The following is a 22,657-nucleotide window of genomic DNA, read 5'->3' on the forward strand; positions in this document are numbered from 1 at the left end:
TCCTTGCGCATTAGACGGCGTCGCTCGACCCCGGCCCCCGTCCGACGCCCTCACCCTGCCCTGGAGTCCCCACCGTGATCACCGCCACCGGCCTTGAGCTGCGCGCCGGCGCCCGTGTCCTCATCGAGTCCGCGTCCTTCCGCATCGCCAAGGGCGATCGCGTCGGCCTGGTCGGCCGCAACGGCGCGGGCAAGACCACGCTCACCAAGGTGCTCGCCGGCGAAGGCATGCCGGCCGCCGGCACCGTCACCCGTTCGGGTGAGGTCGGCTACCTGCCGCAGGACCCGCGCACCGGCGACCTCGACGTTCTCGCCCGCGACCGCATCCTGTCCGCCCGCGGCCTCGACTCCGTACTGCGCAAGATGCGCGAGAACGAGGACCGGATGGCGAACGGGCAGGGCGCCACCCGTGAGCGCGCCATGAAGAAGTACGAGCGGCTGGAGACGGAGTTCCTGACCAAGGGTGGGTACGCCGCCGAGGCGGAGGCCGCGACCATCGCCGCCAGCCTCGGTCTGCCCGACCGGGTCCTCGGCCAGCCCCTGCACACCCTGTCCGGTGGTCAGCGCCGCCGCGTCGAACTGGCGCGCATCCTGTTCTCCGACTCGGACACCCTGCTGCTGGACGAGCCGACCAACCACCTCGACGCCGACTCCATCGTGTGGCTGAGGGACTTCCTCAAGACCTACCGCGGCGGCTTCGTGGTGATCTCCCACGACATCCAGCTCGTCGAGACGGTCGTCAACAAGGTGTTCTACCTGGACGCCAACCGGTCCCAGATCGATGTCTACAACATGGGCTGGAAGCAGTATCTGGCCCAGCGCGAGGCGGACGAGCGCCGGCGCAAGCGGGAGCGCGCCAACGCCGAGAAGAAGGCCGCCGCCCTCAACGCCCAGGCCGACAAGATGCGCGCCAAGGCCACCAAGACCGTCGCCGCGCAGAACATGGCCCGGCGCGCGGAGAAGCTGCTGTCGGGCCTGGAGGAGGCGCGCCAGTCCGACAAGGTCGCCAAGCTGCGCTTCCCCGACCCCGCGCCCTGTGGCAAGACCCCGCTCACCGCCGCGGGCCTGTCGAAGTCCTACGGCTCCCTGGAGATCTTCACCGACGTCGACCTGGCGATCGACAAGGGCTCCCGGGTCGTCATCCTGGGGCTCAACGGCGCCGGCAAGACGACGCTGCTGCGGCTGCTGGCGGGCGTCGAGAAGCCCGACACCGGCGATGTCACGCCCGGCCACGGCCTGAAGCTCGGCTACTACGCGCAGGAGCACGAGACGCTCGACCCGGACCGCACGGTCCTGGAGAACATGCGGTCGGCCGCCCCGGACATGGACCTCGTCGACATCCGGAAGACGCTGGGCTCCTTCCTGTTCTCCGGTGACGACGTCGACAAGCCCGCCGGCGTCCTCTCCGGTGGCGAGAAGACCCGGCTGGCCCTCGCGACGCTGGTCGTCTCCTCGGCCAATGTGCTGCTCCTGGACGAGCCCACGAACAACCTCGACCCGGCCAGCCGCGAGGAGATCCTCGGGGCGCTACGCAGCTTCACCGGCGCCGTCGTCCTGGTGACGCACGACGAGGGCGCGGTGGACGCCCTCCAGCCCGAGCGGATCATCCTGCTTCCGGACGGCGTCGAGGACCTCTGGGGCGAGGACTACGCGGACCTCGTCGCCCTGGCCTGACCCTCGTGCCGCGGCCGTACTGCGGGCCTGCGGCCTAACTGCGGGCGCGGGCCGGCGGCCGTACTGCTCAGGGTGGCCGCGGCGCGTGAGCAGTACGGCCGTCGTGTGAGCAGTACGGCTGTCGTGCCACCGTCCCGCGCGTGAGGGCGCGGGTGGCCGCCGGCCCGGCGCACCACCGTACGGTCGCAGGCTCACGCGTACGGTCTCACGCGTACGGCCGAAGGCTCTCGCCGTACCGAGCTCGGGCGTCGGCCTCGCTCATCGGACCTCGTGCGTCGCCCACCGGGCCCCTGATCCACTTCCACTGGATCATTCGGACGATGCGTGATCCATCATCTGAGTGAGACCGGGTCGTACCTGAGCGTGCTCGGGCGAGCACTGCCGGAATTCATGGTGATGGAAACCACTTCCCGGTGGCCTGTCCATCCGCGCCCCGCTGACCAGCCACGACGCCGCGCGAGGCGGCTGCCGTGAGATTCGGCGGCGAAGGGAATCCGTCGTTCCGCCGACGCTTGAGCGGCGCGGAAACGGAAACGATGTCGCACAGACCTTGCTGAATGGGTGGCCAGGAAGCCCCCAAGGGGTGATCATGAGAGTCCAGAGCGCACTTCCCATGAGGAGGCACGGGTGGCCGAGACTCTGAAGAAGGGCAGCCGGGTGACCGGCGCCGCGCGCGAGAAGCTCGCGGCAGACCTGAAGAAGAAGTACGACTCCGGGGCAAGCATCCGGGCGCTGGCCGAGGAGACCGGCCGGTCCTACGGCTTCGTTCACCGGATGCTCAGTGAGTCCGGTGTGACCTTGCGCGGACGCGGTGGCGCCACGCGAGGCAAGAAGGCCGCTACGGCCTGACCAGATAAGACGGCAGGTGTGTGGACAGTCACCACCCGGTCGGTCGGCCGGTCGCCCGGGTGGTTACTGTGCAGTCAGCTCAGCACAACAGCTCGCTGACCGCAGCCGATCCGGAGGCTCCCATGACCCTGCTCGACAAGGACGGCGTACGGCTCACCGTCGATGAAGCCGTTGCCGTCGCCACCGTCACCTTGGCCAACGGAGCCAAGCGAAACGCTCAATCGCCCGCCATGTGGCGGGCGTTGACGGAGGCGGGGCGGCTGCTGCCGGGCAGTGTGCGGGTCGTGGTGCTGCGCGGAGAGGGCATGTCGTTCTCCGCCGGCCTGGACCGGCAGGCGTTCACTCCCGAGGGGTTCGACGGCGAACCGTCCTTCCCGGAGCTCGCCCGCTCCACCGACGACGAGCTGGACGCGGTGATCGCCGAATACCAGGAGGCTTTCACCTGGTGGCGGCGGAACGACCTCGTCACCATCGCCGCCGTCCAGGGGCACGCGATCGGCGCCGGCTTCCAGCTCGCGCTCGCCTGTGACATTAGGGTGTGCGCCGATGACGCCCAGTTCGCCATGCGCGAGACCTCGCTCGGGCTCGTGCCCGACCTCACCGGCACGCATCCGCTCGTCGGGCTGGTCGGCTATGCCCGCGCTCTGGAGATATGCGCCACCGGGCGCTTCGTCCGCGCCGCCGAGGCCGAGCGCATCGGGCTCGCCAACCTGGTGGTGCCGGTGGCCGAACTCGACTCCGCGACAAGGGATCTGACGGCCGCGCTGCTGGCCGCGCCCCGCGATGCCGTGATCGAGACCAAGGCGTTGCTGCGCGGAGCGACGGAGCGCGGCTACGAGGAGCAGCGTGTTGCCGAGCGCGCCGCTCAAGCGCGGCGGCTACGGGATCTGGCGGGGCTCTCCGACTGACACTCGGGCCGGCCGACGGTTTCCGGGCCGCCGGTGGACCGAGGCCGGTGGCGACCCTCGTACGGCACGCCCGGGGCCGGTGAGGCCCCTCGCGCGGCGGCGGCGCGCTCAGAACTCCGGCTCCGCCGACCGCGCCGCTTCGGGCCCTGTCGGCGTCCCAGGAGGCCGCGCCGCGCCCGCCGGCACATCCGTCACGACGACGGCGACGGTGGCCGGCCGCCCCGGCGCGGCGGCCTCGGAGACGGCCCGGCGGACGGCTCGCGCCACATCCAGGGGGCGGTGGCCGGCCGCCACCGCGAGCTGCACCAGGACGTGCCGCCGCGGCAGCGCGGCGGCCTCGCCCGGGGAGTCGCTGACACGGATGGGCCGGCCGAGCCCGCCCAGTACGGAGCTCAGGCCGGCCACGCCCGGTACGGCCGTCACCGTGGCGGCCAGGGCCTCCTCCGGCGCGCCGGAGCCGGCCGCGTCGCCCGCCGTGGCCCGGGCTGGGGACGGCCCGAGCTGCCCGGCCTCCCAGGCTTCTTCGCTCGGTGCGGTCACCGGGGCCACCTGCCGAGCGGCAGGCGCCTCCTTGGAAGAGGCTTTCTCGGCAGGTGCCTCCTCGTCGAGGAGCGCCGTCACCCGCAGGTCTGCCGCGACCGCCCGCAGCCCCAGCTGTTCCCGGGCGGCCAGCAGCAGAACGGTGCGCAGTTCCTCCGCCAGTTCCGGCAGTGACTGCCGTGGCGATGCCCCCGTCGCCACGGCGAAGTCGGCCTCGACCCTGAGCGGGCAGGGTGGCAGAGCGCTAGGAGGGGCCGGCACCACGGGTTCGCGCGCGGCCGCCGGGTCGTCGAGGTCGACCCGTACGGTGCCCGGCTCCACCCCGGGCAGCCCGCGCGCCGCGTGGCGCAGCACCTCGGCCGCGGCCCGTTCCACCAGCCAGGCGCCGTCCGCCGGACCGCCGAGCGGCAGCAGCCGCCCCAGCCCGAGCTGACGCCGTACAGCCTGTGCCCATCCCTCAGTCACCACCGGGATCGCCCCTTTCCGCCTCGCCTGCCACGGCTGTGCTCCGTGCGCCGTCGCGTGCCTCGCCCGCCCGCCGGGGGCCACTCGTGGCCGTGTCTCCCACAGTGCTCCCCGTCGCCCCGGCCCGCCCGGTCAGCCTGCCGTACGGGGTGCGGCAGGGCACACCGCGCCACTCCGGCAGTACGGCGCATCGCACGTCTGCCCAGCAGTACGGCGGGTCGTACGCCGGCCCGGCAGTACGGCGGGTCGCACGCCTGCCGCATCCCCTGAGCGGGTCTGGGCAATCGGTCTTAGTGTGGGCAGCGGAGCGGCTCGTCCGCTCCGCAGTCCGGGATTCCCGGTGCTCGGGTTTCCCGTAAAGGCTTCTCGGATCTCGGAAAGGGACGACCGGCGATGAGCGAGACCGCACAGCGGAACCGGCCCGAGACCTCCACAGCGGAGACCACGGCCGAGAGCGGGCAGAAGACCCTAGGCGGCAAGCGCGGCAGTGGCGTCGCTCCTGGCGACCGGGGCCGCACCACGATCGCCGACGGAGTGGTCGAGAAGATCGCGGGCCTGGCGGCCCGGGATGTCGTTGGCGTGCATGCCATGGGCAGCGGGTTCGCCCGTACGTTCGGTGCGGTGCGGGACCGGGTGCCCGGCGGCGGCAAGGGCGTGACCCGTGGCGTGAAGGCCGAGGTGGGAGAGGTTCAGACGGCGCTCGATCTCGAAATCGTCGTCGACTACGGCGTCGCCATCGCGGATGTCGCGAGAGCGGTGCGCGAGAACGTCATCTCCGCCGTGGAGCGCATGACCGGCCTTGAGGTCGTCGAGGTCAACATCGCGGTCGGCGATGTGAAGCTGCCGGACGAGGAAGAGGACGAAGGCGAGAGCGAGGACGAGGGACCCCGGATCAGGTGATCCGACGGGCCCGCGTCACCGTCGCTCCGTACGACGGGCGGCCGCCGCACCGGCGACGGTCGCACAGTACGGATGGGCGGCCGCCGCACCGGCGATGAGCGAAGGAGCGCACGATGAGCATGGCCATGGTCGGCTTGATCGCCGGCATGGGGTTGGGCTTCGCCGGGTACTTCGGCGGCTTCGGGGCCTTCCTCCTGGTGGCCGCCCTGGGGGCGGTCGGTTTCGTCGTCGGTCGCTTCGTGGACGGGGACCTGGAGCCGGGTGACTTCTTCCGTCCGCGCGAACGCGACGAGCGGCGGCGGTGACGGGTGACGACGGAGACTGCCGTCGGCGGGCCGTCCGCCGTGCCCGCCTCCGACCGGGGAGCGACCAGGATCGCCGACCGCGTGATCGCCAAGATCGCCTCACAGGCGGCCCGCGAAGCGCTGCGCCAGGCGGTGGCGCCCGAATGGCTTCCCGCAGTACGGGCCACGCCGCACGCGACGGTGGCCGTACGGAGGGCCAAGGGGCCGGGTGCCGACGAGGCCCGGGTCCACGTCGCCGTCGAGCTCGGCTACCCCGCCGACATCGGCGCCCAGTGCGGCGCGGTGCGCCGCCATGTCACCGAACGCGTGCGCGATCTGTCGGGCATGGCCGTGCCCGAGGTCGCCGTGTCGGTGGAGCGGCTGCACTCGGCGTCCACGCGGTTCGCCGGGCAGGGGAGGGTGCGATGAGCAGGGACGGCCCCTCTGTCGACATGTCGTCACCGGGCGCGGCTCGCGCGTCGCGGGATTCCCTCGCGTCGCGCACCGCTCAGGGGGTGCCGCCGGCCGAGGGCCGGGACACGCCGCCGTCGCGTGAGCCACCGCCGCCCCACGCTCCCGACGAGGCGGCGCCCGGTCCCCGCGCGCACCGCTTCTGGTCCGCCCGCCGTGTGCCCGCCGGACTGATCGCGCTGGCGGCGGCCGGCGGCGTGGGACTGCTGCTCTACGACGTCGCCGCCGTGCGCGCCGACCGGCCCGCGATGTGCTGGCGACGGCGCCTCGCGCGGGAACTGGCCTCCCGCCCCCTCGACGACCCGTGGATGATCGGCGGCGCGGCGGCCGCCGTGGTCCTCGGGGTGTGGCTGATGGTGCTGGCCCTGACGCCAGGACTGCGCCAGTTGCTGCCCATGCGGCGGTCCGGCCCTGAGGTGCGCGCCGGGCTCGACCGGTCCGCGGCCGCGCTGGTTCTGCGGGACCGGGCCATGGAGGTGTCGGGGGTGCGCTCCGTACGGGTCGAGGTCGGCCGGCGGAAGGTCCGCGCGCGGGCACTGGTCCACTTCCGCGATCTGGCCGAGGTCGAACGCGACCTCGACGAGACGCTCACCGAGGGCATTCACGACCTGGGGCTGGAGCGGCGGCCACGGCTGTCCGTACGGGTGCGCCGCCCGGCGAAGGGCTGAGGAAACGAGACGGCCTGAAGGAACGGGACGGCTGAGGGAACGAGACAGACCGAAGCAGGAACGGGACAGTCCGAAGGACAGGCCGAAGCGATCAGACGGGGCGAAAGGACGGGACGGGGTGAGAGACGGATGCTCAAGGCCGTGAACCGGGTTCTCGTCGGCCTGACCGGGCTCGGGCTGTTCGCGCTGGGCGGCGCGGTGCTGCTCGGCGTGCTCGACGCGCGCCGGCGCTGGAACCTCGCCCTCCCGGACTGGTGGTTCCTCACCGGGCCCGACGACGTGGTGCTGGGGGACTGGGGGCGCACCCGGTTCCGTGACGAGGGCTGGTGGTGGCCGGTGGTCATCGCCGTGCTCGCCCTGCTGCTGGTGGCGCTGCTGTGGTGGTTCCTCGTCCAGTGGCGCCGCCCCCGGATCGACGAGGTGCTGATCGACAGCGGCGACGGCACCGAGGCACGGGTGCGGGCCGCAGCCCTGGAGGAGGTCACGGCGGCCGAGGCGAGCGACTGGGAGGGCGTCGCGGGAACGCGCGTTCGACTGGCGGGGCGCCGTACCGCACCGGTGGCGCGGGTCACCCTGACGCTCGACGGGCACGCCGCTCCCCGTACCGCCCTGACGCGGCTGAGCGAGGAGGCGCTGGAGCGCGCCCGGTCCTCCCTCGGGCTGGAGCGGCTGCCGGCGAGGGTACGGCTGCGGGCGGCCCGTCACAGGGCCCGGAAGGTCACCTGAGCCCGGCGCGGCGGAACCCCGTACGGCCTCCGCCCGGAGAGGCCCCGAGAAGCCCCGAGAGGCCCTCCGAGCCCCCCAGGCGCCGTCAGTAGCCGTGGCGCGCGCCACCGTCCACGGGCAGCATCACCCCGGTCAGATAGGACGCCGCCGGGGACAGCACGAAGGCCGCCGTCCTGCCGAACTCCTCCGGCGTCCCGTACCGCCGCAGCGGGATGCCCGCGCAGTTGCGCGCCCGCGCCTCGTCCGCGTCGCCCGACAGGGCGTCGAGCTCCCGCACCCGGTCGGTGTCGATCCGGGCCGGCAGGAGCCCCACGACGCGGATGCCGCGCGGCCCCAGCTCCGCGGCCAGGGACTTGGCGAAGCCCGCCAGCCCCGGCCGCAGCGCGTTGGAGATGGTCAGCCCGTGGATCGGCTCGTGGACGGAGCCCGACAGCACGAACCCGATGACGCCACCGCCGTCGCCCTCGCCGAACTCGTGTGCGGCCGCGCGGGCCAGCCGCACCGCGCCCAGGAAGATGGCGTCGAACGACGCCTGCCACTGCTCGTCGGTGTTGTCGGTGGGCAGGCCGATCGGCGGGCCGCCGACGCTGATGAGGATGCCGTCGAACCGGCCGAAGTGGCCGCGTGCCGCGGAGATCAGGCGTTCGGGGGTGGCGGGGTCGGCGTTGTCCGCGCTCAGCCCCACCGCGCTCTTGCCGTCCCTGCGGTCGAGTTCGAGTGCCGCGGCCCTGGCCGTCGCCTCGTCGCGGCCGCTGACGACCACCCTGGCGCCGTCGGCGACCAGCGCGTGCGCGGTGGCCAGGCCCAGTCCACGGGTGCCGCCGGTGACGACGTACACGCGGTCCTTCAGTCCGAGATCCATGGGGCTATCCTGCCGCGTCCGGCCCGTGCAGCGCGAGGGCGGTGTTGACCAGTCCGACATGGCTGAACGCCTGCGGGAAGTTGCCCAGCTGGCGTTCCGCGACGGGGTCCCACTCCTCCGCCAGCAGCCCCACGTCGTTCCGTACGGACAGCAGGCGCTCGAACAGCGCGCGCGCCTCCTCCCGCCGCCCGGTGAGATGCAGCGCGTCGGCCATCCAGAACGAACAGGCGAGAAAGGCGCCCTCGCCCCCGGGGACCCCGTCCACCCCGTCCTGCGTGTAGCGCCGTACGAAGCCGCCGTGGTCGAGCTCGCGCCGTACGGCGTCGACGGTGCCCACCACCCGGGGGTCGTCCGGCGGGAGGAAGCCCACCTTGGGGATGAGCAGGGTCGCCGCGTCCAGCTCCGTCGAGCCGTAGTACTGCGTGAAGGTTCCGCGCTCCGCGTCGTAGCCCTCGCGGCAGACCTCGGCGTGCACCGCCTCGCGCATGGCGCGCCACCGGTCGGCGTCGCCCTCCAGCCGCGGGTGGGCTTCGACCGTACGGACCACGCGGTCGGCCGCCACCCAGGACATGACCTTGGAGTGGACGAAGTGCCGGCGCGGCCCCCGCACCTCCCACAGCCCCTCGTCGGGCTCGCGCCAGTGGCCCTCCAGGAAGTCCATCAGCGCCCGCTGGATGCGCCAGGCGTGCTCCTCCTGCGGCAGCCCCCGCTCGCGGGCCAGGAACAGCGAGTCGAGCACCTCGCCGTACACATCGAGTTGCAGCTGTTCGACGGCTGCGTTGCCGACCCGGACGGGGGCCGAGCCCTCGTAACCCTTGAGCCAGGGCACCTCGAACTCGGTCAGCCGCCGCTCGCCCGCTATCCCGTACATGATCTGGAGGTCCGCCGGGTCGCCGGCGATCGCGCGCAGCAGCCAGTCCCGCCAGGCGCCGGCCTCGTCCAGATAGCCGCCGCACAGCAGGGCGTTGAGGGTCAGGGTCGCGTCCCGCAGCCAGCAGAAGCGGTAGTCCCAGTTCCGTACGCCGCCGATCTCCTCGGGCAGCGAGGTGGTGGCGGCCGCGACGATGCCTCCGCTGGGCCGGAAGGTCAGCGCCTTGAGGGTGATCAACGAGCGCAGTACTGGCTCGCGCCAGGGCCCGTCGTAGCGGCACTGCTCCGCCCACCCCGTCCAGTCCTCCAGGGTGTGCCGGAGGGCCTCGTAGGGGTCGATGCGGCGGGGGCGCCGCTCGTGCGAGGGGTGCCAGGTCAGGACGAAGGCGACGCGTTCGCCCCGGCGCACGGTGAAGTCGGCGTGGGTGCGGAAGGCCTTGCCCTCCATCGGCAGCCGCGGCTCGCTGCGCAGCCAGACCGAGTCCGGGCCCGCGACGGCGATGCGGTGGCCGTCGGCGCGCCGCACCCAGGGCGTGACGTTTCCGTAGTCGAAGCGGAGCCGGAGCGAACTGCGCATCTCCACCGTGCCGGCGATGCCCTCGACAATCCGTACGACGTCGGGCGCGCGATCACGTACGGGCATGAAGTCGGTGACCCGTACGGTGCCCTCGGGGGTCTCCCAGAAGGTCTCCAGCACCAGAGTGTCGCCGCGGTACGCGCGCCGGGTGCAGACGTCACCGCCGCGGGGGGCGATGCGCCAGTGGCCGTTCTCCTCGTCCCCGAGGAGGGCGGCGAAGCAGGCGGCGGAGTCGAACCGGGGCAGGCAGAGCCAGTCGATGGACCCGTCCCTGCCGACGAGTGCCGCCGTCTGGAGGTCGCCGATGATGGCGTAGTCCTCGATCAGTCCTGGCACGCTGCCGCCCCCTCCCTCGGCCGTGCCGTCCACTCGCGACACCGGCGCTGAGGTCCCTCTGCCCGGGGCGGCCGTGGGCATGCCTGCCGTCGACCGTACTGATCACGGCAGGGGGCGCGCGCGGGTCCGCCGGAGCGTGGCGCCGTACGGTTCGCGACGCTCTTCCTTGGCCTCGGGGCCGGGAGGCTCTCCGCACCCACATCAGGTCGGACCGCCCGGCCGCGATCGCCCTCGGCTCCGGCGCCGGCCTCAGGCCGGGACGGCCTTCGCCTCGGCCGCGCTGCCGCTCTCGGCGCGCTGGGCGAGCCGGTCCTTGCGCTCGCGCCGGACCAGGATCACCCAGCCGACCGGCACGCCGGCCGCGAACAGCCACCACTGGATCGCGTACGCCATGTGCGCGCCGATGCTGCTGTGGTCGGGGGACGGCACCGGCTCCGGGGACTTGCCCGCCGGCTCGGGGGCGCTCATCTCGATATAGCCGCCGAGCACCGGCCGGGAGAGGTCCTTCCCCCGCTGCTCGCTGTTGATCAGCATGACCTGGCGGGGCGGCAGGCCCTGCCGGTCCTTGATGCCGGTGCGCGCGGTGGTCTCGTCGGGCCGCAGCCGGCCCGTGACCGTGACCTCGCCGGACGGGGGCGCGGGCACCGAGGGGAAGCTCGTCTGGTCCGCCGCGGAGGGCACCCAGCCCCGGTTGACCAGGACGGCCCGGCCGTCCTTGAGGATCAGCGGGGTCAGGACGTGGGCGCCCACCCGCTCGGCGGAGGACAGCCGGCGGCGGACCACCACCTCATGGGCGGTGTCGAAGGTGCCGGTCGCCGTCACCTGCCGCCAGGTGTTCTCCCGGGAGACCTCCCGGCCCGGGGCGGTCAGCTCGGCGACGGGCACGGGCGGCGCGGTGAGGTTGTCGGCGATCAGCTGGTTGTTGGCCACGCGGTTCTCGTGGCGGTGCAGCTGCCAGAAGCCCAGCTCGATCATCACGGGGACGAGAACGAGCGCGATGAGGGTGAGGATCACCCACTGCCGGGACAACAGGAAGCGGTACACGTCTCGACGGTACCTGGCCCCGGCCGGGCCTCACCGGGCGGGTGCCGGTCACACCCCGTCGCGCCGGCGGGTGCCGGTCGGACCCGGTCCCACCGGGCGGGCGCCGGTCAGACCCGGTCGACGATGCCCACCCTCCCCTCCGACCGCGCGCAGTGCGCACCGCAGTACCAGTGGCCCTCGACCTCGACGCCCTGGCCGATGATCTGGACCCTGCAGTGCTCGCAGATCGGCGCCATGCGGTGGATGGCGCAGGAGAAGCAGTCGAAGACGTGCACCGCGCCCTGCGCGTGCACCTCGAAGGACATGCCGTAGTCGTTTCCGCAGACTTCGCAACGTGCCATGGGCCACAGGGTGCGCCGCGCGGGGCGGCGTGCGGGCACCGGCCCCGGGCGCGTCGCGCAGGTTCACTCAGTCGCGCGGGTTCCCTCAGTCGCCGGCCGGCTCGCGGCCCGGCGCGGGCGCCACGTCCCGCAGCAACTGGGTGAAGGCCGCCTCGTCCATCACCGGCGTGCCGAAGGAGCGCGCCTTGGCCACCTTGGACGTCACCGCGTCGGGGTCATTGGTCACCAGCAGGCTGGTGAGCCGCGACACGCTCGTCGCCACGTGCAGCCCCGCTTCGACGGCGCGGTCCTCCAGCAGCTCGCGGTCGACCGAGGTGTCCCCGGAGAACGCCACGCGCATGCCCTGGACGAGCCGCTGGCCGGGCTCGTACCGCCCCGGGTTGGGGTAGGGGCAGGCCGGGCGCTTGCGGCTGGGGCGCCAGCTGGAGCGGTAGGACGCCGAGGAGCCGGGGTAGCGGCTCGTACGGGACGCGGGGGAGTCGGTCCACTCGGTCAGCTGCTGGCAGGCCATCAGCGGCAGCGCCATCCCCGACGCGGCGGCGAGCCGCAGGCTGGGCCGGAACGCCTCGGCGAGCACCCGGGCGTCGTCGAGGGCGTGGTGGGCGCGCCGCTGGACGACGCCGTAGTGCGCGGCGAGCGACTCCAGCTTGCTGTTGGGCAGTGGCAGCCCGAGGTCCTTGGCGAGGGCGATGGTGCACAGCCGCTGCCGTACGGGGGGCGTGCGCCGGGCCCGCGCGTACTCCCGGGCGAGCATCGACCAGTCGAAGTAGGCGTTGTGCGCGACGAGCACGCGCCCCTCGAGCCGCTCGGACAGCTCGTCGGCGATATCGGGGAAAAGCGGGGCATCGGCGAGCATCTCGCTCGTCAGGCCGTGAATCCAGACCGGGCCGGGGTCCCGCTGCGGATTGACGGGGGTGTACCAGTGGTCCTCGACCTCACCCCGGGCGTCCAGACGGTAGACGGCCGCGGACACTATCCGGTCGTCGCGGGCGAGGCCGGTGGTCTCCACGTCGACGACCGCGTAACCCGTCGGGTACGCGGCCGGCCAGGGGGACGGCGGCGCGGACTGCTGCGCCGGGAGGAAGGCGGCTGCCGTCTGGTCTTCAAGCATGGTCACTGAGGATACGGGCCGCCTCTGACAGCCGCGGACGGGTGCCACCGCCCGGGGTGGCGGCGGGCCGTGACCCGCCGTGCGGTGACAGCGCGCCAGGGGCCTGGCCGAACCGCCGGTAACCTTGACCAATACTGATCGGTAACTACCCCTAGCGGGCTCCCAGTCGGCGCCTTTATGGTGCGGCCATGCCGCACCTGCCCGATGTCGTGTTGTGGTCCGTCCCCGCCTTCGTTCTGCTCACGGTCGTCGAGATGGTGAGCCATCGACTCCACCCGGACGAGGATCAGGCGGGCTACGAGGCCCGGGACGCCGCGACCAGCGTCACCATGGGTCTCGGCAGCCTCGTGTTCGACTTCCTGTGGAAAATCCCGATTGTCGCCATCTACACGGCGATTTACGAACTGACACCGCTGCGCGTGCCCGTTCTGTGGTGGACGCTGCCGCTGATGCTGCTCGCGCAGGACTTCTTCTACTACTGGTCCCACCGCGGCCACCATGTGATCCGCATCCTGTGGGCCTGCCATGTGGTGCACCACTCCAGCGAGAAGTTCAATCTCACCACCGCGCTCCGACAGCCCTGGACCTCATGGACGGTCTGGCCGTTCTATGTGCCGATGGTCGCGCTCGGGGTGCACCCGGCGGCCGTCGCCTTCTGCTCGTCGACCAACCTCGTCTATCAGTTCTGGATACACACCGAGCGGATCGGCAAGCTGCCCAGGCCCTTCGAATTCCTCTTCAACACCCCCTCGCACCACCGGGTGCACCACGCCTCGCAGGGCGGCTATCTGGACCGCAATTTCGGCGGCATCCTGATCGTCTGGGACCGGCTCTTCAAGTCCTTCGTGCCCGAGACGGAACGGCCGGTCTACGGCCTCACCAAGAACATCAACACGTTCAATCCGCTGCGGGTGGCCACCCATGAGTACACGGCCATCGCCCGGGACCTGCGCCGGGCGCGCTCCTGGCGGGAGCGGGTCGGCCGGGTCGTACGGGGCCCGGGCTGGCAGCCGGAGGAGCCGGCCGCCCCGGCCCCGGCCGTCGCCCGTACGGCGAGCGGTGCCTCGCTCAGTACGGCGAGCGACGCGGCCCCTCGTACGGCGGCAGACGCCTCGCTCAGGTAAGGGGCGGGCGCCACGGCGCCCGCCCCTTACCCCGCGTCACGTCAGTCGGTCACATCACGTGGCCGCGTCACGTGGTCACGTCACTTGGTCACGGCGTCCAGCGCGTCCGCCAGCCCCGCCCCGTAGAAGCCGTTGTTGCTCGCGCTGCCCTCGCACACGGCGTCCGGCGTGCCGTCACCGTCGATGTCGTACGGCGACGGGCAGGCCAGGTCGTCCGCCTGGTTCTTGAGCATGGCCTTCACCTGCGCCGGGGACGCGGTGGGGTGGGTGCTCTTGATCAGGGCCGCGACGCCCGCGGCGTGCGGGGTGGCCATGGACGTACCGGCGTAGTAGGCGTAGCCGCCGCCGGGGACCGGGCCGAGGATCAGCCCGTTGGTGGCCGGCGGAGCCGGCGGCTGGTACTGGGTGCTGTCGCCACCCGGGGCCGCGATGTCGACGACGCCCCGGCCGTAGTTGGAGTACGAGGCCTTGAGGTTCTTGGCGCCGGTGGCGGAGACGGTGACGACGCCCGGCAGCTGCGTCGGCAGGTCCAGGCACACCCGGGGGTCGATCTCGCGGTCGGCCGGCGTGGAGTCATTGGGGCTGCTCGGGTCGACGAGCTTGTCGGCGGCGAGGTCGTAGCCCTCGTTGCCGGCCGCGGCCAGGTTCACCAGTCCCTTGCGCTCCGCGTACCGCGCGGCCCGCGCGATGGCGTCCACCAGGGCCCTCTGGTCCGGGTCCGCCTTGCAGTTGAACATCCACGGGTCGACGTAATAGCTGTTGTTCGTGATGTCCGCGCCGTGCTCGGCGGCCCAGACGAAGCCGCAGACGACGGCCTCGGTGTAGAAGAAGCTGTTGCCCTGGGTGGACACCTTGATGCCGGAGACCTTGACGCCCGGGGCGACACCCGTCATCCCGACGCCGTTCTTGGGGGCCGCGATCTCACCGGCCACATGCGTGCCGTGCGCGTTGCCGCCCTCCTCGTAGGGGCGCCACGCGCCGTCCGCCGTGTTCGGCTTGCCGCCCACGCAGTCGACGGAGGCCGCGCGGTCGAAGTTGGGGGCGATGTCCGGGTGGGTGTCGTCGACGCCGGTGTCCAGGACGGCGACGGTGACGTCGGCGCTGCCGAGCGTCTTCTCGTGGGCCTTGTCCGCCTTGATGGCGGGCAGGTCCCACTGGAGGGGCTGCATGGGGTCCTCGCCGGCCTTCGCTCTCGCGGCGGCCGCCTCGGCCTGCTCGGCGGTGAGCTTCAGCGGGGTGCCGACGTCGGTGGTGCTCTGGGCCGGCAGCGGGGCGGTGCGGGTGGCACCCACGGAGTCCACGCCGCGCACGGCGCGCAGCGTCTTGGCGAAGTCCGGGTTGGCCGAATGGACGACGATGACACCGATCTGGTCGTACGCGTGGACGATCGTGCCGCCCGCCTTGGGTATCTCCTTCTTCACCTTCTCGGGCCAGCCGTAGCCGGTCTCCACGTTGACCACGTAGCTCATCTGGCCGGCCTGGGCGCCGGAGCCCGTGGCACCGGCGGAGTTCGAGGAGGCCGGGGCGGGGGCGGCGGCCGGTGGCCCCGCCGGCGCCGCGGTGGCCGCGGCCGGGAGGAAGGCGAGCGCGGCGGTCAGGGCCATGCCGAGGGGTATCGCGAAACCGCGGCGCGAGCGTGCGGAGCGAGGCGTCATGGGGTCTCCACTTCGTTCGGACAGGGGCAAGTCTCCCGGCCGGCCCGAGGCGGTGTCCCCGGGCCGGCGTGAAGTCATACATTCAGCGCAGTTGTTGTGCACCCATCACTGGGCGGGCCCATCACGGGACCCGGCACTGGGCCCGCCCATCGCCGGGCGCACCCATTGCCGGACGGGCCCATCGCCGGACGGGCCCCTCACTGGGTGACGGCGTCCAGCGCGTCGACGATGCCGAAGCCGTAGAAGCTGTTGACGTGCGGGGTGCCCGTGCACTCGGCGTCGGCCTTGCCGTCACCGTTGGTGTCGTACGGCGCGGTGGGGCAACCCGGGTTGTCCGCCTGTGCCTTGAGCAGCCACTGGATCTCCTGCGGACGGGCGTCCGGGCGCTTGCTCTTGATCAGCGCGGCGACGGCCGCCACATGGGGCGAGGCCATGGACGTGCCCTGGAGGAAGGCGTAGTCGCCGCCCGGCATCGTGGAGAGGATGCGGCCGTCCTTGGCCGGCAGCTGGGGCACCTGACGGCGGTCGCCGCCCGGGGCGGCCACATCGATCTGGTTGAGGCCGTAGTTCGAGAAGTACGACTTGAGTCCCGACGGGCCGGTCGAGGCGACGGTGACGACACCCGGCAACTGGGTCGGCACGTCCAGGCACTTCGACGGGTCGATCGTGCGCGGCACGGGCGTGGTGTCGTTCGGGCTGGAGGTGTCCGTGATCTCCTTCGCCGCCAGGTCGAAGGCGGAGTTGCCCGCCGCGGCGACATTGAGCACGCCCTTGCGCTGCGCGTACTGCGCCGCCCGGTTCACCGCCTCCAGGATGGCCGCCTGGTCGGTGTCCTCCTTGCAGTTGAACATCCAAGGATCGACGTAGTAACTGTTGTTGGTGACCTCGACGCCGCGGTCGGCGGCGAAGACGAACGCGCAGACGACGCTCTCGGCGTAGAACATGCTCGTGCCGGGCTCGCTCACCTTGATGGAGGAGACCTTCACCCCGGGAGCGACGCCGGCTATGCCCGCGTTGTCGCGGGCGGCGGCTATGGAGCCGGCGACGTGCGTGCCGTGGTAGTCCTCCGCCGGGTCGTACGGGCGCCAGGAGCCGGGGGAGGTGTCGGCGACACCGCCCACGCAGTTGGCCGACTGGGAGCGGGAGAAGTTGGCCGTCAGATCGGGGTGGGTGTCGTCCACTCCGGTGTCGATGACGGCGACGGTCACCTGGCGGCTGCCCGGGTTGACCTCGGCGGCGCGGTCCGCCTTGATCGCGGGGATGTCCCACTGCAAGGACTCCAGCGGCTCCCGGCCCGCGGTCCGGGCGGCCTCGCGCGCCGCGGCGGACGGCGGTGCCTTGAGCATCTCGGGCTTGCCGACGTCCGTGGTCGCCGCGGACTTCAGCGGCGCCGTACGGGTGGCTCCCGCCGACTGCACGCCGCTGACCGTACGGATCGTGCGGGCGAAGTCGGGATCGGCCGCGTGGGCCACGATTACACCGATGGCCGGATGCGCGGTCACCACGGTGCCGCCGGCCTTGGCGATCTCCTTCTGCACCGCCGCGACGGTGGCCCGGTCCGCGGTGGTGTTCACCACGTACGACAGCGAGGGGCCGGTCGTCGTCGCGGCCCGGGTCGCCGGGGCGCTGTCCGGCGCCGCGGCCGTGGCCGCGCCGGGGAGGAACCCGAGGGTCGCGGTGAGGGCGAGACCGAGCGGCACGGCGAGGGCCCGCCCGGGTCTGGATCGGAGAGGAGCCATGGGTTCTCCACATCGTCCGTAAGGCCACCCTTCGCACGGTTGTGCGTGGGCGGGTACATGACGAGGGAAGCTAGCGCCGAACCGGCGGCCTGATCAATGGATTCCGGCAAAAAGCCCGGTTTCCCGGGAGAGTTGGCGTGGATGGCCGAAAGCGCCCGGACATGCCGGGAGCACGGCTCCGGACACGCCGGGAGTACGGCCTTGGGCGCGCCACCAGTACGGCCGACCGGGGCGCTCACGCGGCGTGGGCCGTCGCTGGATCGGGTGAAATCGATCGACGGGGATCGGCTGTGAGTGGGCCGTGAGCCGGCCGCTCAGCTCCGGTCCGGCTCCATCCGGAGCGCCTCGAAGCTCAGGGGCGGCAGCGGCACCCGTGGCCCGTACCAGCGGCCCGGCGCCGCTGAACCGATCCGGCGTTCGGGCCGTGTCGCGGTCACGGGACCGGCCAACCGCACCATGCCGTACGGCCGGCGGCCCGGCCCGGGCGGCTGGTGGATCGGCAGGGTGCTCACACCGGGTCAACGACCAGGAAGGCGGGCGGTGTCGCGCGTACCGAGCTCAGGCGGTGTCGCCCGTACCGAGCTCTCGCGCACCGCGCCCGGCGGCCCGGAATTCCGCCGGACACCCCCTGTTGGATCTCGCCGTACCCCGCCTACCATGCCGATCTCCGGTGTCGGCGTGATCCAGCTCACCCGGCACCCTTGCCGTCCCCGTCCCGCGCCCCTCAACGCCTCACCCCAACGCCGCGCCCTCAACGCTTCGTCCCCAACGCCTCGTCCCAGCCGCCGCACCCCCAGGAGAGTCCGTGGACACCGCATCACCACCCCCCGAGGAGACGTCGGAGACGTCGGACGCCCGTTCCGCCGCCGTCGGAGCGCAGGACTACCGCGAGGTCCAGACGAGCGCCGAGTTCACAGAACTGCGCCGCGCCCACCGGTCCTTCGCCTTTCCGCTCACCGTCGGCTTCATCGCCTGGTACCTGCTGTACGTGCTGCTGTCCAACTACGCGGGCGGCTTCATGGGGACCAAGCTGATCGGCAGCGTCAACGTGGCCTTCGTCCTCGGCCTGGCGCAGTTCGCCACGACCTTCCTCATCGCCTGGTGGTACTCCCGCCACGCCGCCGCCGAGCTCGACCCCCGGGCCGAGGCGATCAAGACACGCCTGGAGGGCGACGCATGACCGAGGCCATCCAGCTCGCCGCCCAGGGCGCCGGCGAGCACCGTACGCTGATCATCTCGCTGTTCTCCGTGTTCGTCGTGGCCACCCTGGCCATCACCGTGTGGGCCGGGCGGCAGACCAAGGACGCCACCGACTTCTACGCCGGCGGACGCTCGTTCTCCGGCTTCCAGAACGGTCTCGCGATCTCCGGCGACTACATGTCCGCCGCGTCCTTCCTCGGCATCGCGGGCGCCATCTCCCTCTACGGCTACGACGGCTTCCTGTACTCCATCGGCTTCCTCGTCGCCTGGCTGGTGGCCCTGCTGCTGGTCGCGGAGCCGCTGCGCAACTCCGGCCGCTTCACCATGGCGGACGTGCTCGCCTTTCGGCTCCGGCAGCGGCCGGTGCGCACCGCGGCCGGCACCTCCACCATCGTGGTGTCGATCTTCTATCTGCTCGCGCAGATGGTGGGCGCAGGCGCCCTCGTCGCCCTGCTGCTCGGCGCCTCGGGGGAGGGCTCCCGGCGCTGGATCATCGCCCTGGTCGGCATCGTCATGGTGCTGTACGTGACCATCGGCGGGATGAAGGGCACCACCTGGGTGCAGATCGTCAAAGCAGTACTGCTGATCGCGGGCACGCTCCTCATCACAGTTCTGGTGCTGACCAAGTTCAACTGGAACCTGTCCACCCTGCTGGAACGGGCGGCCGACGAGAGCGGCAAGGGCCGGGCCTTCCTCGAACCCGGCCTTCAGTACGGCAAGGACGACACCTCCAAGCTCAACTTCATCTCGCTCGGCATGGCGCTCGTCCTGGGCACCGCCGGCCTGCCGCACATCCTGATCCGCTTCTACACCGTGCCCACGGCCAAGGCCGCCCGGAAGTCGGTGAACTGGGCCATCGGCATCATCGGCGCCTTCTATCTGATGACCATCGCGCTGGGCTTCGGTGCCGCCGCCCTCGTCGGGCCGAAGGCGATCACCGCGTCGAACGAGGCGGGCAACACCGCGGCCCCGCTGCTCGCGCAGGCCGTCGGCGGCGGCGAGGACTCCGCGGGGGGCGCCATCCTGCTCGCGGTGATCTCGGCGGTCGCCTTCGCCACCATCCTGGCGGTGGTCGCCGGGCTGACGCTGGCCTCCTCGGCGTCCTTCGCCCACGATCTCTGGGCCAATGTGATCCGCAAGGGCAGGACCACCGAGAAGGAGGAGGTGCTCACCGCCAAGCTCGCCGCCGTCGCCATCGGCGCGGTCTCCATCGTGCTCGGCATCTTCGCCCACCGGCTCAACACCGCCGCGCTGGTCGCCCTCGCCTTTGCCGTCGCCGCCTCGGCAAACCTGCCGACGATCCTCTACAGCCTGTTCTGGAAGCGCTTCACCACCCGGGGCGCGCTGTGGTCGATCTACGGCGGACTGGTCTCCTCCGTCGCCCTGGTGATCTTCTCCCCGGTGCTGTCGGGCAACGCCAAGGCGCTCTTCCCCGGCATGGACTTCGCCTACTTCCCCCTGGCCAACCCCGGCCTCGTCTCGATCCCGCTCGGCTTCCTGCTCGGCTGGCTGGGCTCGATCACCTCCCGGCCGGAGGACCTGACCGGGGAGAAGTACGCGGAGCTGGAGGTGCGCTCGCTCACCGGCGTCGGGGCGCACTGAAGCGCTCGCCAACGGCCCGGCCAGGACCTTCCCGGCCGGGCCGACCCGCCACGCCCGGCCGCGCCGTCCGGCACCGCCCCGGCCAGGGCTTTCCCGCCCGGGCCGGCCCATGCCCCGGGCCCGACCCGGCAGCGGCGGCCACGGAGCGTGCACCCCCCGCAACCTCAACGATCTGTTGAAGCTCGAAGTGATCGCGTACCCTGCGAGACACGGGAGTCCGGTGGGAGGACGCCGACGGCCGACAACCGGCAGCTGACGACCGACGACCGACCGGGGAGGGGACGTACCAGATGCTCGTCGACACCTACGGTCGCGTCGCGACGGACCTCCGGGTATCGCTCACCGACCGCTGCAATCTGCGCTGCACCTACTGCATGCCCGAAGAGGGCCTCCAGTGGCTGGCCAAGCCCGATCTGCTGACCGACGAGGAGATCGTCCGGCTGATCCGGATCGCCGTCACCGACCTCGGCATCACCGAGGTCCGCTTCACCGGCGGCGAGCCCCTGCTGCGCCCCGGGCTGGCCGCCATCGTGGCGCGCTGCGCCGCCCTGGAGCCGCGTCCCACGCTCTCGCTGACCACCAACGGCATAGGCCTCGAGCGCACCGCCCAGGCGCTGCGCGAGGCCGGCCTGGACCGGGTCAACGTCTCGCTCGACACCCTGCGCCCCGAGGTCTTCCACACCCTGACCCGGCGCCGGCGCCACGGCGACGTGCTGCGCGGCCTCGCCGCGGCGAGCGCCGCCGGGCTCACCCCCGTCAAGGTCAACGCCGTCCTCATGCCCGGCCTCAACGACGACGAGGCGCCCGAGCTGCTCGCCTGGGCCATGGAGCACGGCTACGAGCTCCGCTTCATCGAGCAGATGCCGCTGGACGCCCAACACGGCTGGCAGCGCGACGGAATGATCACGGCCGGGGACATCCTGGCCGGTCTGCGCACCCGCTTCGCGCTCACGGCGGAGGGCGGCGAGGAGCGCGGCTCGGCGCCCGCGGAGCGCTGGCTGGTGGACGGGGGACCGCACCGGGTCGGGGTCATCGCCTCCGTCACCCGGCCCTTCTGCGGCGCCTGCGACCGCACCCGGCTGACCGCCGACGGACAGATCCGCACCTGTCTCTTCGCCCGCGAGGAAACGGATCTGCGCGGGGCGCTGCGCTCCGGCGCCTCCGACGCGGAGATCGCCGAGCGGTGGAAGCGCGCGATGTGGGGCAAGAAGGCGGGCTCGGGGCTGGACGACCCGTCGTTCCTCCAGCCCGACCGGCCCATGTCGGCGATCGGCGGCTGACGGGCTGCTGTCGGGCGGCGCCTCCGGCCATACGGAGGCCCTCGGAGTCTCAACCGCCGTCCGGAGCCCTCAACCCCCGTCCGGCTCCTGCCAGTCGGCCAGCGGCACCACGTCCTTGAGGAAGCCGCGCACCCCCAGGAACGCCGACAGGTGCTCGCGGTGCTCCTCGCACGCCAGCCACGCCTTGCGCCGCTCCGGCGTGTGGAGCTTGGGGTTGTTCCAGGCCAGCACCCAGACGGCGGCCGTACGACAGCCCTTGGCCGAGCAGATCGGCGACTCGTCGTTCGCGGTGGTCACAGCGTCGTTCACGCCTTTCGTTCTACAGGGCCGTGAACATGGCGACGCCGGGCAGCCACGGGGGGAGCCGCCCGGCGTCGGTCCGTCGCTCCGACGGGGGATGCGGAGCGCGTACGAAGTATGTCACGGGGGAGTGGGCCCAGTGCACCGGAACCACATGATTGATCTGAGCTTTTCTTGAGCTTTGTGGACCGGCCCAGGTCAGCCGCGGCCGTGTTCCTGTTCGTGTCGCAGGTCCTCGCCGCGCCCGTCCCCGGCTTCCGGGACGGGTTCCGCGGGGGCCTCCCGGTCGCCGGCCTCCAGCATGGGGCGCGTCGGTCCCGGCACGAAGGTCGAGGGGAGCGAGGGGGCGTTCTCGCGGCCGGCGTTGGCGATCACCACCGCGATGTACGGCAGGACCAGGCCCAGGACGAGAGCCACCATCGCGACATACCGCTCCACGTTCCACAAGCACGCCGCCAGTACCACGGAAACGGTCCGAATGGACATGGAGATCACATAGCGGCGCTGCCGCCCACGCACGTCGTCCCGCAGCCCCTGACGGGCCCCCGTGATCCGGAAGACCTGGGCGTTGCTCTGCTTCCGCATCACGTTCCACCACCTGATGTCCACGCCGAGGACGACCCGGTCCCCGGCACCTTCCACGGTACGCCGTGGCTCCGCCGCATTCGAGACCGGGGCCGCCCCGCGCGGTAGCGGGTTGCCCGCGCACGGCGCGTACGGCCCTCTCCGACATGCGCCGTACCCCGGACGGACCCACACTGGCCGAGACGGCTCATATCGCGCCGGATGAGGAGGCAACCATGGGCTGGTTGTGGGCAATCGTCGTCGGATTGGTGCTGGGCCTGCTGGCCAAGGCGATTCTGCCGGGAAAGCAGAACATCCCGCTCTGGCTGACGGTGATCTTCGGCATCCTCGGCTCCATCGTCGGCAACGCGGTCGCGCGGGGCATCGGCATCGACGAGACCAAGGGCATCGACTGGGGCCGCCACCTGCTGCAGCTGGCCGGTGCCGTCCTCATCGTGGCGGTGGGAACGCCGCTCTACGCCGCGATCAGAGGTGACAGGCGCCGGGCCCCGCCCGACCGCGCCTGACCACGGCGACGACGGGCGTTCGACCCGCGACGTACAGGGGC

At 72.2% G+C, this 22,657-nt stretch carries 23 protein-coding genes; 13 read left to right on the forward strand and 10 right to left on the reverse strand.

Annotated elements, in window-relative coordinates:
- The first annotated feature begins 74 nt into the window (after positions 1-74).
- The 3 genes from ACSNOD_RS02945 (at position 75) to ACSNOD_RS02955 (ending at position 3,430) form a co-directional block, all read left to right on the forward strand.
- A complete protein-coding gene (locus ACSNOD_RS02945; RefSeq protein WP_436765117.1) occupies positions 75-1,673 on the forward strand; it encodes an ABC-F family ATP-binding cassette domain-containing protein in 1,599 nt (532 codons plus the stop codon).
- 627 nt (positions 1,674-2,300) lie between these two features.
- Complete coding sequence (locus tag ACSNOD_RS02950) at positions 2,301-2,522, forward strand: helix-turn-helix domain-containing protein (protein ID WP_188281871.1); 222 nt, start codon at positions 2,301-2,303, stop codon at positions 2,520-2,522.
- Positions 2,523-2,644: 122 nt separating this feature from the next.
- On the forward strand, positions 2,645-3,430 hold the full coding sequence (locus ACSNOD_RS02955) for an enoyl-CoA hydratase/isomerase family protein (RefSeq protein WP_436765118.1): 786 nt from the start codon (positions 2,645-2,647) through the stop codon (positions 3,428-3,430).
- A 108-nt stretch (positions 3,431-3,538) separates the two neighbouring features.
- On the opposite strand, the gene ACSNOD_RS02960 is transcribed toward ACSNOD_RS02955, so the two are convergent.
- Positions 3,539-4,438 carry a nucleopolyhedrovirus P10 family protein gene (locus ACSNOD_RS02960; RefSeq protein ID WP_436765119.1) on the reverse strand — a complete coding sequence of 300 codons (900 nt, stop codon included), beginning with the start codon at positions 4,436-4,438 and terminating at the stop codon, positions 3,539-3,541.
- A gap of 390 nt (positions 4,439-4,828) precedes the next feature.
- Between ACSNOD_RS02960 and ACSNOD_RS02965 the strand changes: the two genes are divergently transcribed.
- The 5 genes from ACSNOD_RS02965 (at position 4,829) to amaP (ending at position 7,484) form a co-directional block, all read left to right on the forward strand.
- A complete protein-coding gene (locus ACSNOD_RS02965; RefSeq protein ID WP_436765120.1) occupies positions 4,829-5,335 on the forward strand; it encodes an Asp23/Gls24 family envelope stress response protein in 507 nt (168 codons plus the stop codon).
- Positions 5,336-5,448: 113 nt separating this feature from the next.
- Positions 5,449-5,640: a hypothetical protein gene (locus ACSNOD_RS02970; RefSeq protein WP_436765121.1), complete on the forward strand. Its 192-nt coding sequence runs from the start codon at positions 5,449-5,451 to the stop codon at positions 5,638-5,640.
- A gap of 3 nt (positions 5,641-5,643) precedes the next feature.
- Complete coding sequence (locus ACSNOD_RS02975) at positions 5,644-6,048, forward strand: hypothetical protein (protein ID WP_436765122.1); 405 nt, start codon at positions 5,644-5,646, stop codon at positions 6,046-6,048.
- A 23-nt stretch (positions 6,049-6,071) separates the two neighbouring features.
- Positions 6,072-6,758 (forward strand): DUF6286 domain-containing protein, encoded by a 687-nt coding sequence (locus ACSNOD_RS02980; RefSeq protein WP_436765137.1) that lies wholly within the window; start codon positions 6,072-6,074, stop codon positions 6,756-6,758.
- A gap of 129 nt (positions 6,759-6,887) precedes the next feature.
- Entirely contained in the window at positions 6,888-7,484 is a 597-nt protein-coding gene (amaP, locus tag ACSNOD_RS02985) for an alkaline shock response membrane anchor protein AmaP (RefSeq protein WP_436765123.1), read from the forward strand.
- A gap of 85 nt (positions 7,485-7,569) precedes the next feature.
- Here amaP and ACSNOD_RS02990 read toward each other — a convergent pair whose 3' ends face one another.
- The 5 genes from ACSNOD_RS02990 to ACSNOD_RS03010 form a co-directional block, all read right to left on the reverse strand.
- Positions 7,570-8,346, reverse strand: coding sequence for an SDR family oxidoreductase (locus ACSNOD_RS02990; protein WP_436765124.1), 777 nt, complete (start codon positions 8,344-8,346; stop codon positions 7,570-7,572).
- A gap of 4 nt (positions 8,347-8,350) precedes the next feature.
- The gene (locus tag ACSNOD_RS02995; protein ID WP_436765125.1) at positions 8,351-10,129 is read right to left on the reverse strand and encodes a glycoside hydrolase family 15 protein; all 1,779 of its coding nucleotides are present in this window, start codon (positions 10,127-10,129) and stop codon (positions 8,351-8,353) included.
- Positions 10,130-10,378: 249 nt separating this feature from the next.
- Positions 10,379-11,173 carry an SURF1 family cytochrome oxidase biogenesis protein gene (locus ACSNOD_RS03000; protein ID WP_436765126.1) on the reverse strand — a complete coding sequence of 265 codons (795 nt, stop codon included), beginning with the start codon at positions 11,171-11,173 and terminating at the stop codon, positions 10,379-10,381.
- A gap of 107 nt (positions 11,174-11,280) precedes the next feature.
- Positions 11,281-11,514, reverse strand: a complete 234-nt coding sequence (locus ACSNOD_RS03005; protein ID WP_436765127.1) for a hypothetical protein — start codon at positions 11,512-11,514, stop codon at positions 11,281-11,283.
- An 85-nt stretch (positions 11,515-11,599) separates the two neighbouring features.
- Complete coding sequence (locus ACSNOD_RS03010) at positions 11,600-12,625, reverse strand: DEDDh family exonuclease (RefSeq protein ID WP_436765128.1); 1,026 nt, start codon at positions 12,623-12,625, stop codon at positions 11,600-11,602.
- A 188-nt stretch (positions 12,626-12,813) separates the two neighbouring features.
- Between ACSNOD_RS03010 and ACSNOD_RS03015 the strand changes: the two genes are divergently transcribed.
- Entirely contained in the window at positions 12,814-13,749 is a 936-nt protein-coding gene (locus tag ACSNOD_RS03015) for a sterol desaturase family protein (protein ID WP_436765129.1), read from the forward strand.
- A gap of 80 nt (positions 13,750-13,829) precedes the next feature.
- Here the strand turns inward: ACSNOD_RS03015 and ACSNOD_RS03020 are convergent, their stop codons facing one another.
- Both ACSNOD_RS03020 and ACSNOD_RS03025 read right to left on the reverse strand, forming a co-directional pair.
- Positions 13,830-15,404 (reverse strand): S8 family peptidase, encoded by a 1,575-nt coding sequence (locus ACSNOD_RS03020; RefSeq protein WP_436765130.1) that lies wholly within the window; start codon positions 15,402-15,404, stop codon positions 13,830-13,832.
- A gap of 197 nt (positions 15,405-15,601) precedes the next feature.
- Positions 15,602-17,143: a S8 family serine peptidase gene (locus tag ACSNOD_RS03025; protein WP_436765131.1), complete on the reverse strand. Its 1,542-nt coding sequence runs from the start codon at positions 17,141-17,143 to the stop codon at positions 15,602-15,604.
- An 805-nt stretch (positions 17,144-17,948) separates the two neighbouring features.
- On the opposite strand from ACSNOD_RS03025, the gene ACSNOD_RS03030 reads away from it, so the two are divergent.
- The 3 genes from ACSNOD_RS03030 to moaA all read left to right on the forward strand — a co-directional run bounded on the left by ACSNOD_RS03030 (position 17,949) and on the right by moaA (position 21,225).
- Positions 17,949-18,323: a DUF485 domain-containing protein gene (locus tag ACSNOD_RS03030; RefSeq protein ID WP_436765132.1), complete on the forward strand. Its 375-nt coding sequence runs from the start codon at positions 17,949-17,951 to the stop codon at positions 18,321-18,323.
- Complete coding sequence (locus ACSNOD_RS03035) at positions 18,320-19,945, forward strand: solute symporter family protein (RefSeq protein ID WP_436765133.1); 1,626 nt, start codon at positions 18,320-18,322, stop codon at positions 19,943-19,945. The genes ACSNOD_RS03030 and ACSNOD_RS03035 overlap by 4 nt, the downstream gene beginning before the upstream one ends.
- Positions 19,946-20,235: 290 nt before the next feature.
- Positions 20,236-21,225, forward strand: a complete 990-nt coding sequence (gene moaA, locus ACSNOD_RS03040; protein WP_436765134.1) for a GTP 3',8-cyclase MoaA — start codon at positions 20,236-20,238, stop codon at positions 21,223-21,225.
- Between the two features lie 69 nt (positions 21,226-21,294).
- On the opposite strand, the gene ACSNOD_RS03045 is transcribed toward moaA, so the two are convergent.
- Both ACSNOD_RS03045 and ACSNOD_RS03050 read right to left on the reverse strand, forming a co-directional pair.
- Positions 21,295-21,534: a hypothetical protein gene (locus ACSNOD_RS03045; RefSeq protein WP_436765135.1), complete on the reverse strand. Its 240-nt coding sequence runs from the start codon at positions 21,532-21,534 to the stop codon at positions 21,295-21,297.
- 189 nt (positions 21,535-21,723) lie between these two features.
- Complete coding sequence (locus ACSNOD_RS03050; protein ID WP_436765138.1) at positions 21,724-22,110, reverse strand: DUF3099 domain-containing protein; 387 nt, start codon at positions 22,108-22,110, stop codon at positions 21,724-21,726.
- 215 nt (positions 22,111-22,325) lie between these two features.
- Here ACSNOD_RS03050 and ACSNOD_RS03055 point away from each other — a divergent pair, with 215 nt between their 5' ends.
- A complete protein-coding gene (locus ACSNOD_RS03055; protein ID WP_436765136.1) occupies positions 22,326-22,616 on the forward strand; it encodes a GlsB/YeaQ/YmgE family stress response membrane protein in 291 nt (96 codons plus the stop codon).
- Positions 22,617-22,657: the final 41 nt, after the last annotated feature.

The organism is Streptomyces sp. URMC 123 (genome assembly GCF_051386515.1).
Classification (GTDB): domain Bacteria; phylum Actinomycetota; class Actinomycetes; order Streptomycetales; family Streptomycetaceae; genus Streptomyces.

Coding starts and splice junctions, on each gene's coding strand:
- ACSNOD_RS02955 (WP_436765118.1), top strand. CDS start 2,645: ATGACCCTGCTCGACAAGGACGGCGTACGGCTCACCGTCGATGAAGCC.
- ACSNOD_RS02965 (WP_436765120.1), top strand. CDS start 4,829: ATGAGCGAGACCGCACAGCGGAACCGGCCCGAGACCTCCACAGCGGAG.
- ACSNOD_RS02970 (WP_436765121.1), top strand. CDS start 5,449: ATGAGCATGGCCATGGTCGGCTTGATCGCCGGCATGGGGTTGGGCTTC.
- ACSNOD_RS02980 (WP_436765137.1), top strand. CDS start 6,072: ATGTCGTCACCGGGCGCGGCTCGCGCGTCGCGGGATTCCCTCGCGTCG.
- amaP (WP_436765123.1), top strand. CDS start 6,888: ATGCTCAAGGCCGTGAACCGGGTTCTCGTCGGCCTGACCGGGCTCGGG.
- ACSNOD_RS02990 (WP_436765124.1), bottom strand. CDS start 8,346: ATGGATCTCGGACTGAAGGACCGCGTGTACGTCGTCACCGGCGGCACC.
- ACSNOD_RS03005 (WP_436765127.1), bottom strand. CDS start 11,514: ATGGCACGTTGCGAAGTCTGCGGAAACGACTACGGCATGTCCTTCGAG.
- ACSNOD_RS03010 (WP_436765128.1), bottom strand. CDS start 12,625: ATGCTTGAAGACCAGACGGCAGCCGCCTTCCTCCCGGCGCAGCAGTCC.
- ACSNOD_RS03015 (WP_436765129.1), top strand. CDS start 12,814: ATGCCGCACCTGCCCGATGTCGTGTTGTGGTCCGTCCCCGCCTTCGTT.
- ACSNOD_RS03020 (WP_436765130.1), bottom strand. CDS start 15,404: ATGACGCCTCGCTCCGCACGCTCGCGCCGCGGTTTCGCGATACCCCTC.
- ACSNOD_RS03025 (WP_436765131.1), bottom strand. CDS start 17,143: ATGGCTCCTCTCCGATCCAGACCCGGGCGGGCCCTCGCCGTGCCGCTC.
- ACSNOD_RS03035 (WP_436765133.1), top strand. CDS start 18,320: ATGACCGAGGCCATCCAGCTCGCCGCCCAGGGCGCCGGCGAGCACCGT.
- moaA (WP_436765134.1), top strand. CDS start 20,236: ATGCTCGTCGACACCTACGGTCGCGTCGCGACGGACCTCCGGGTATCG.
- ACSNOD_RS03050 (WP_436765138.1), bottom strand. CDS start 22,110: ATGCGGAAGCAGAGCAACGCCCAGGTCTTCCGGATCACGGGGGCCCGT.
- ACSNOD_RS03055 (WP_436765136.1), top strand. CDS start 22,326: ATGGGCTGGTTGTGGGCAATCGTCGTCGGATTGGTGCTGGGCCTGCTG.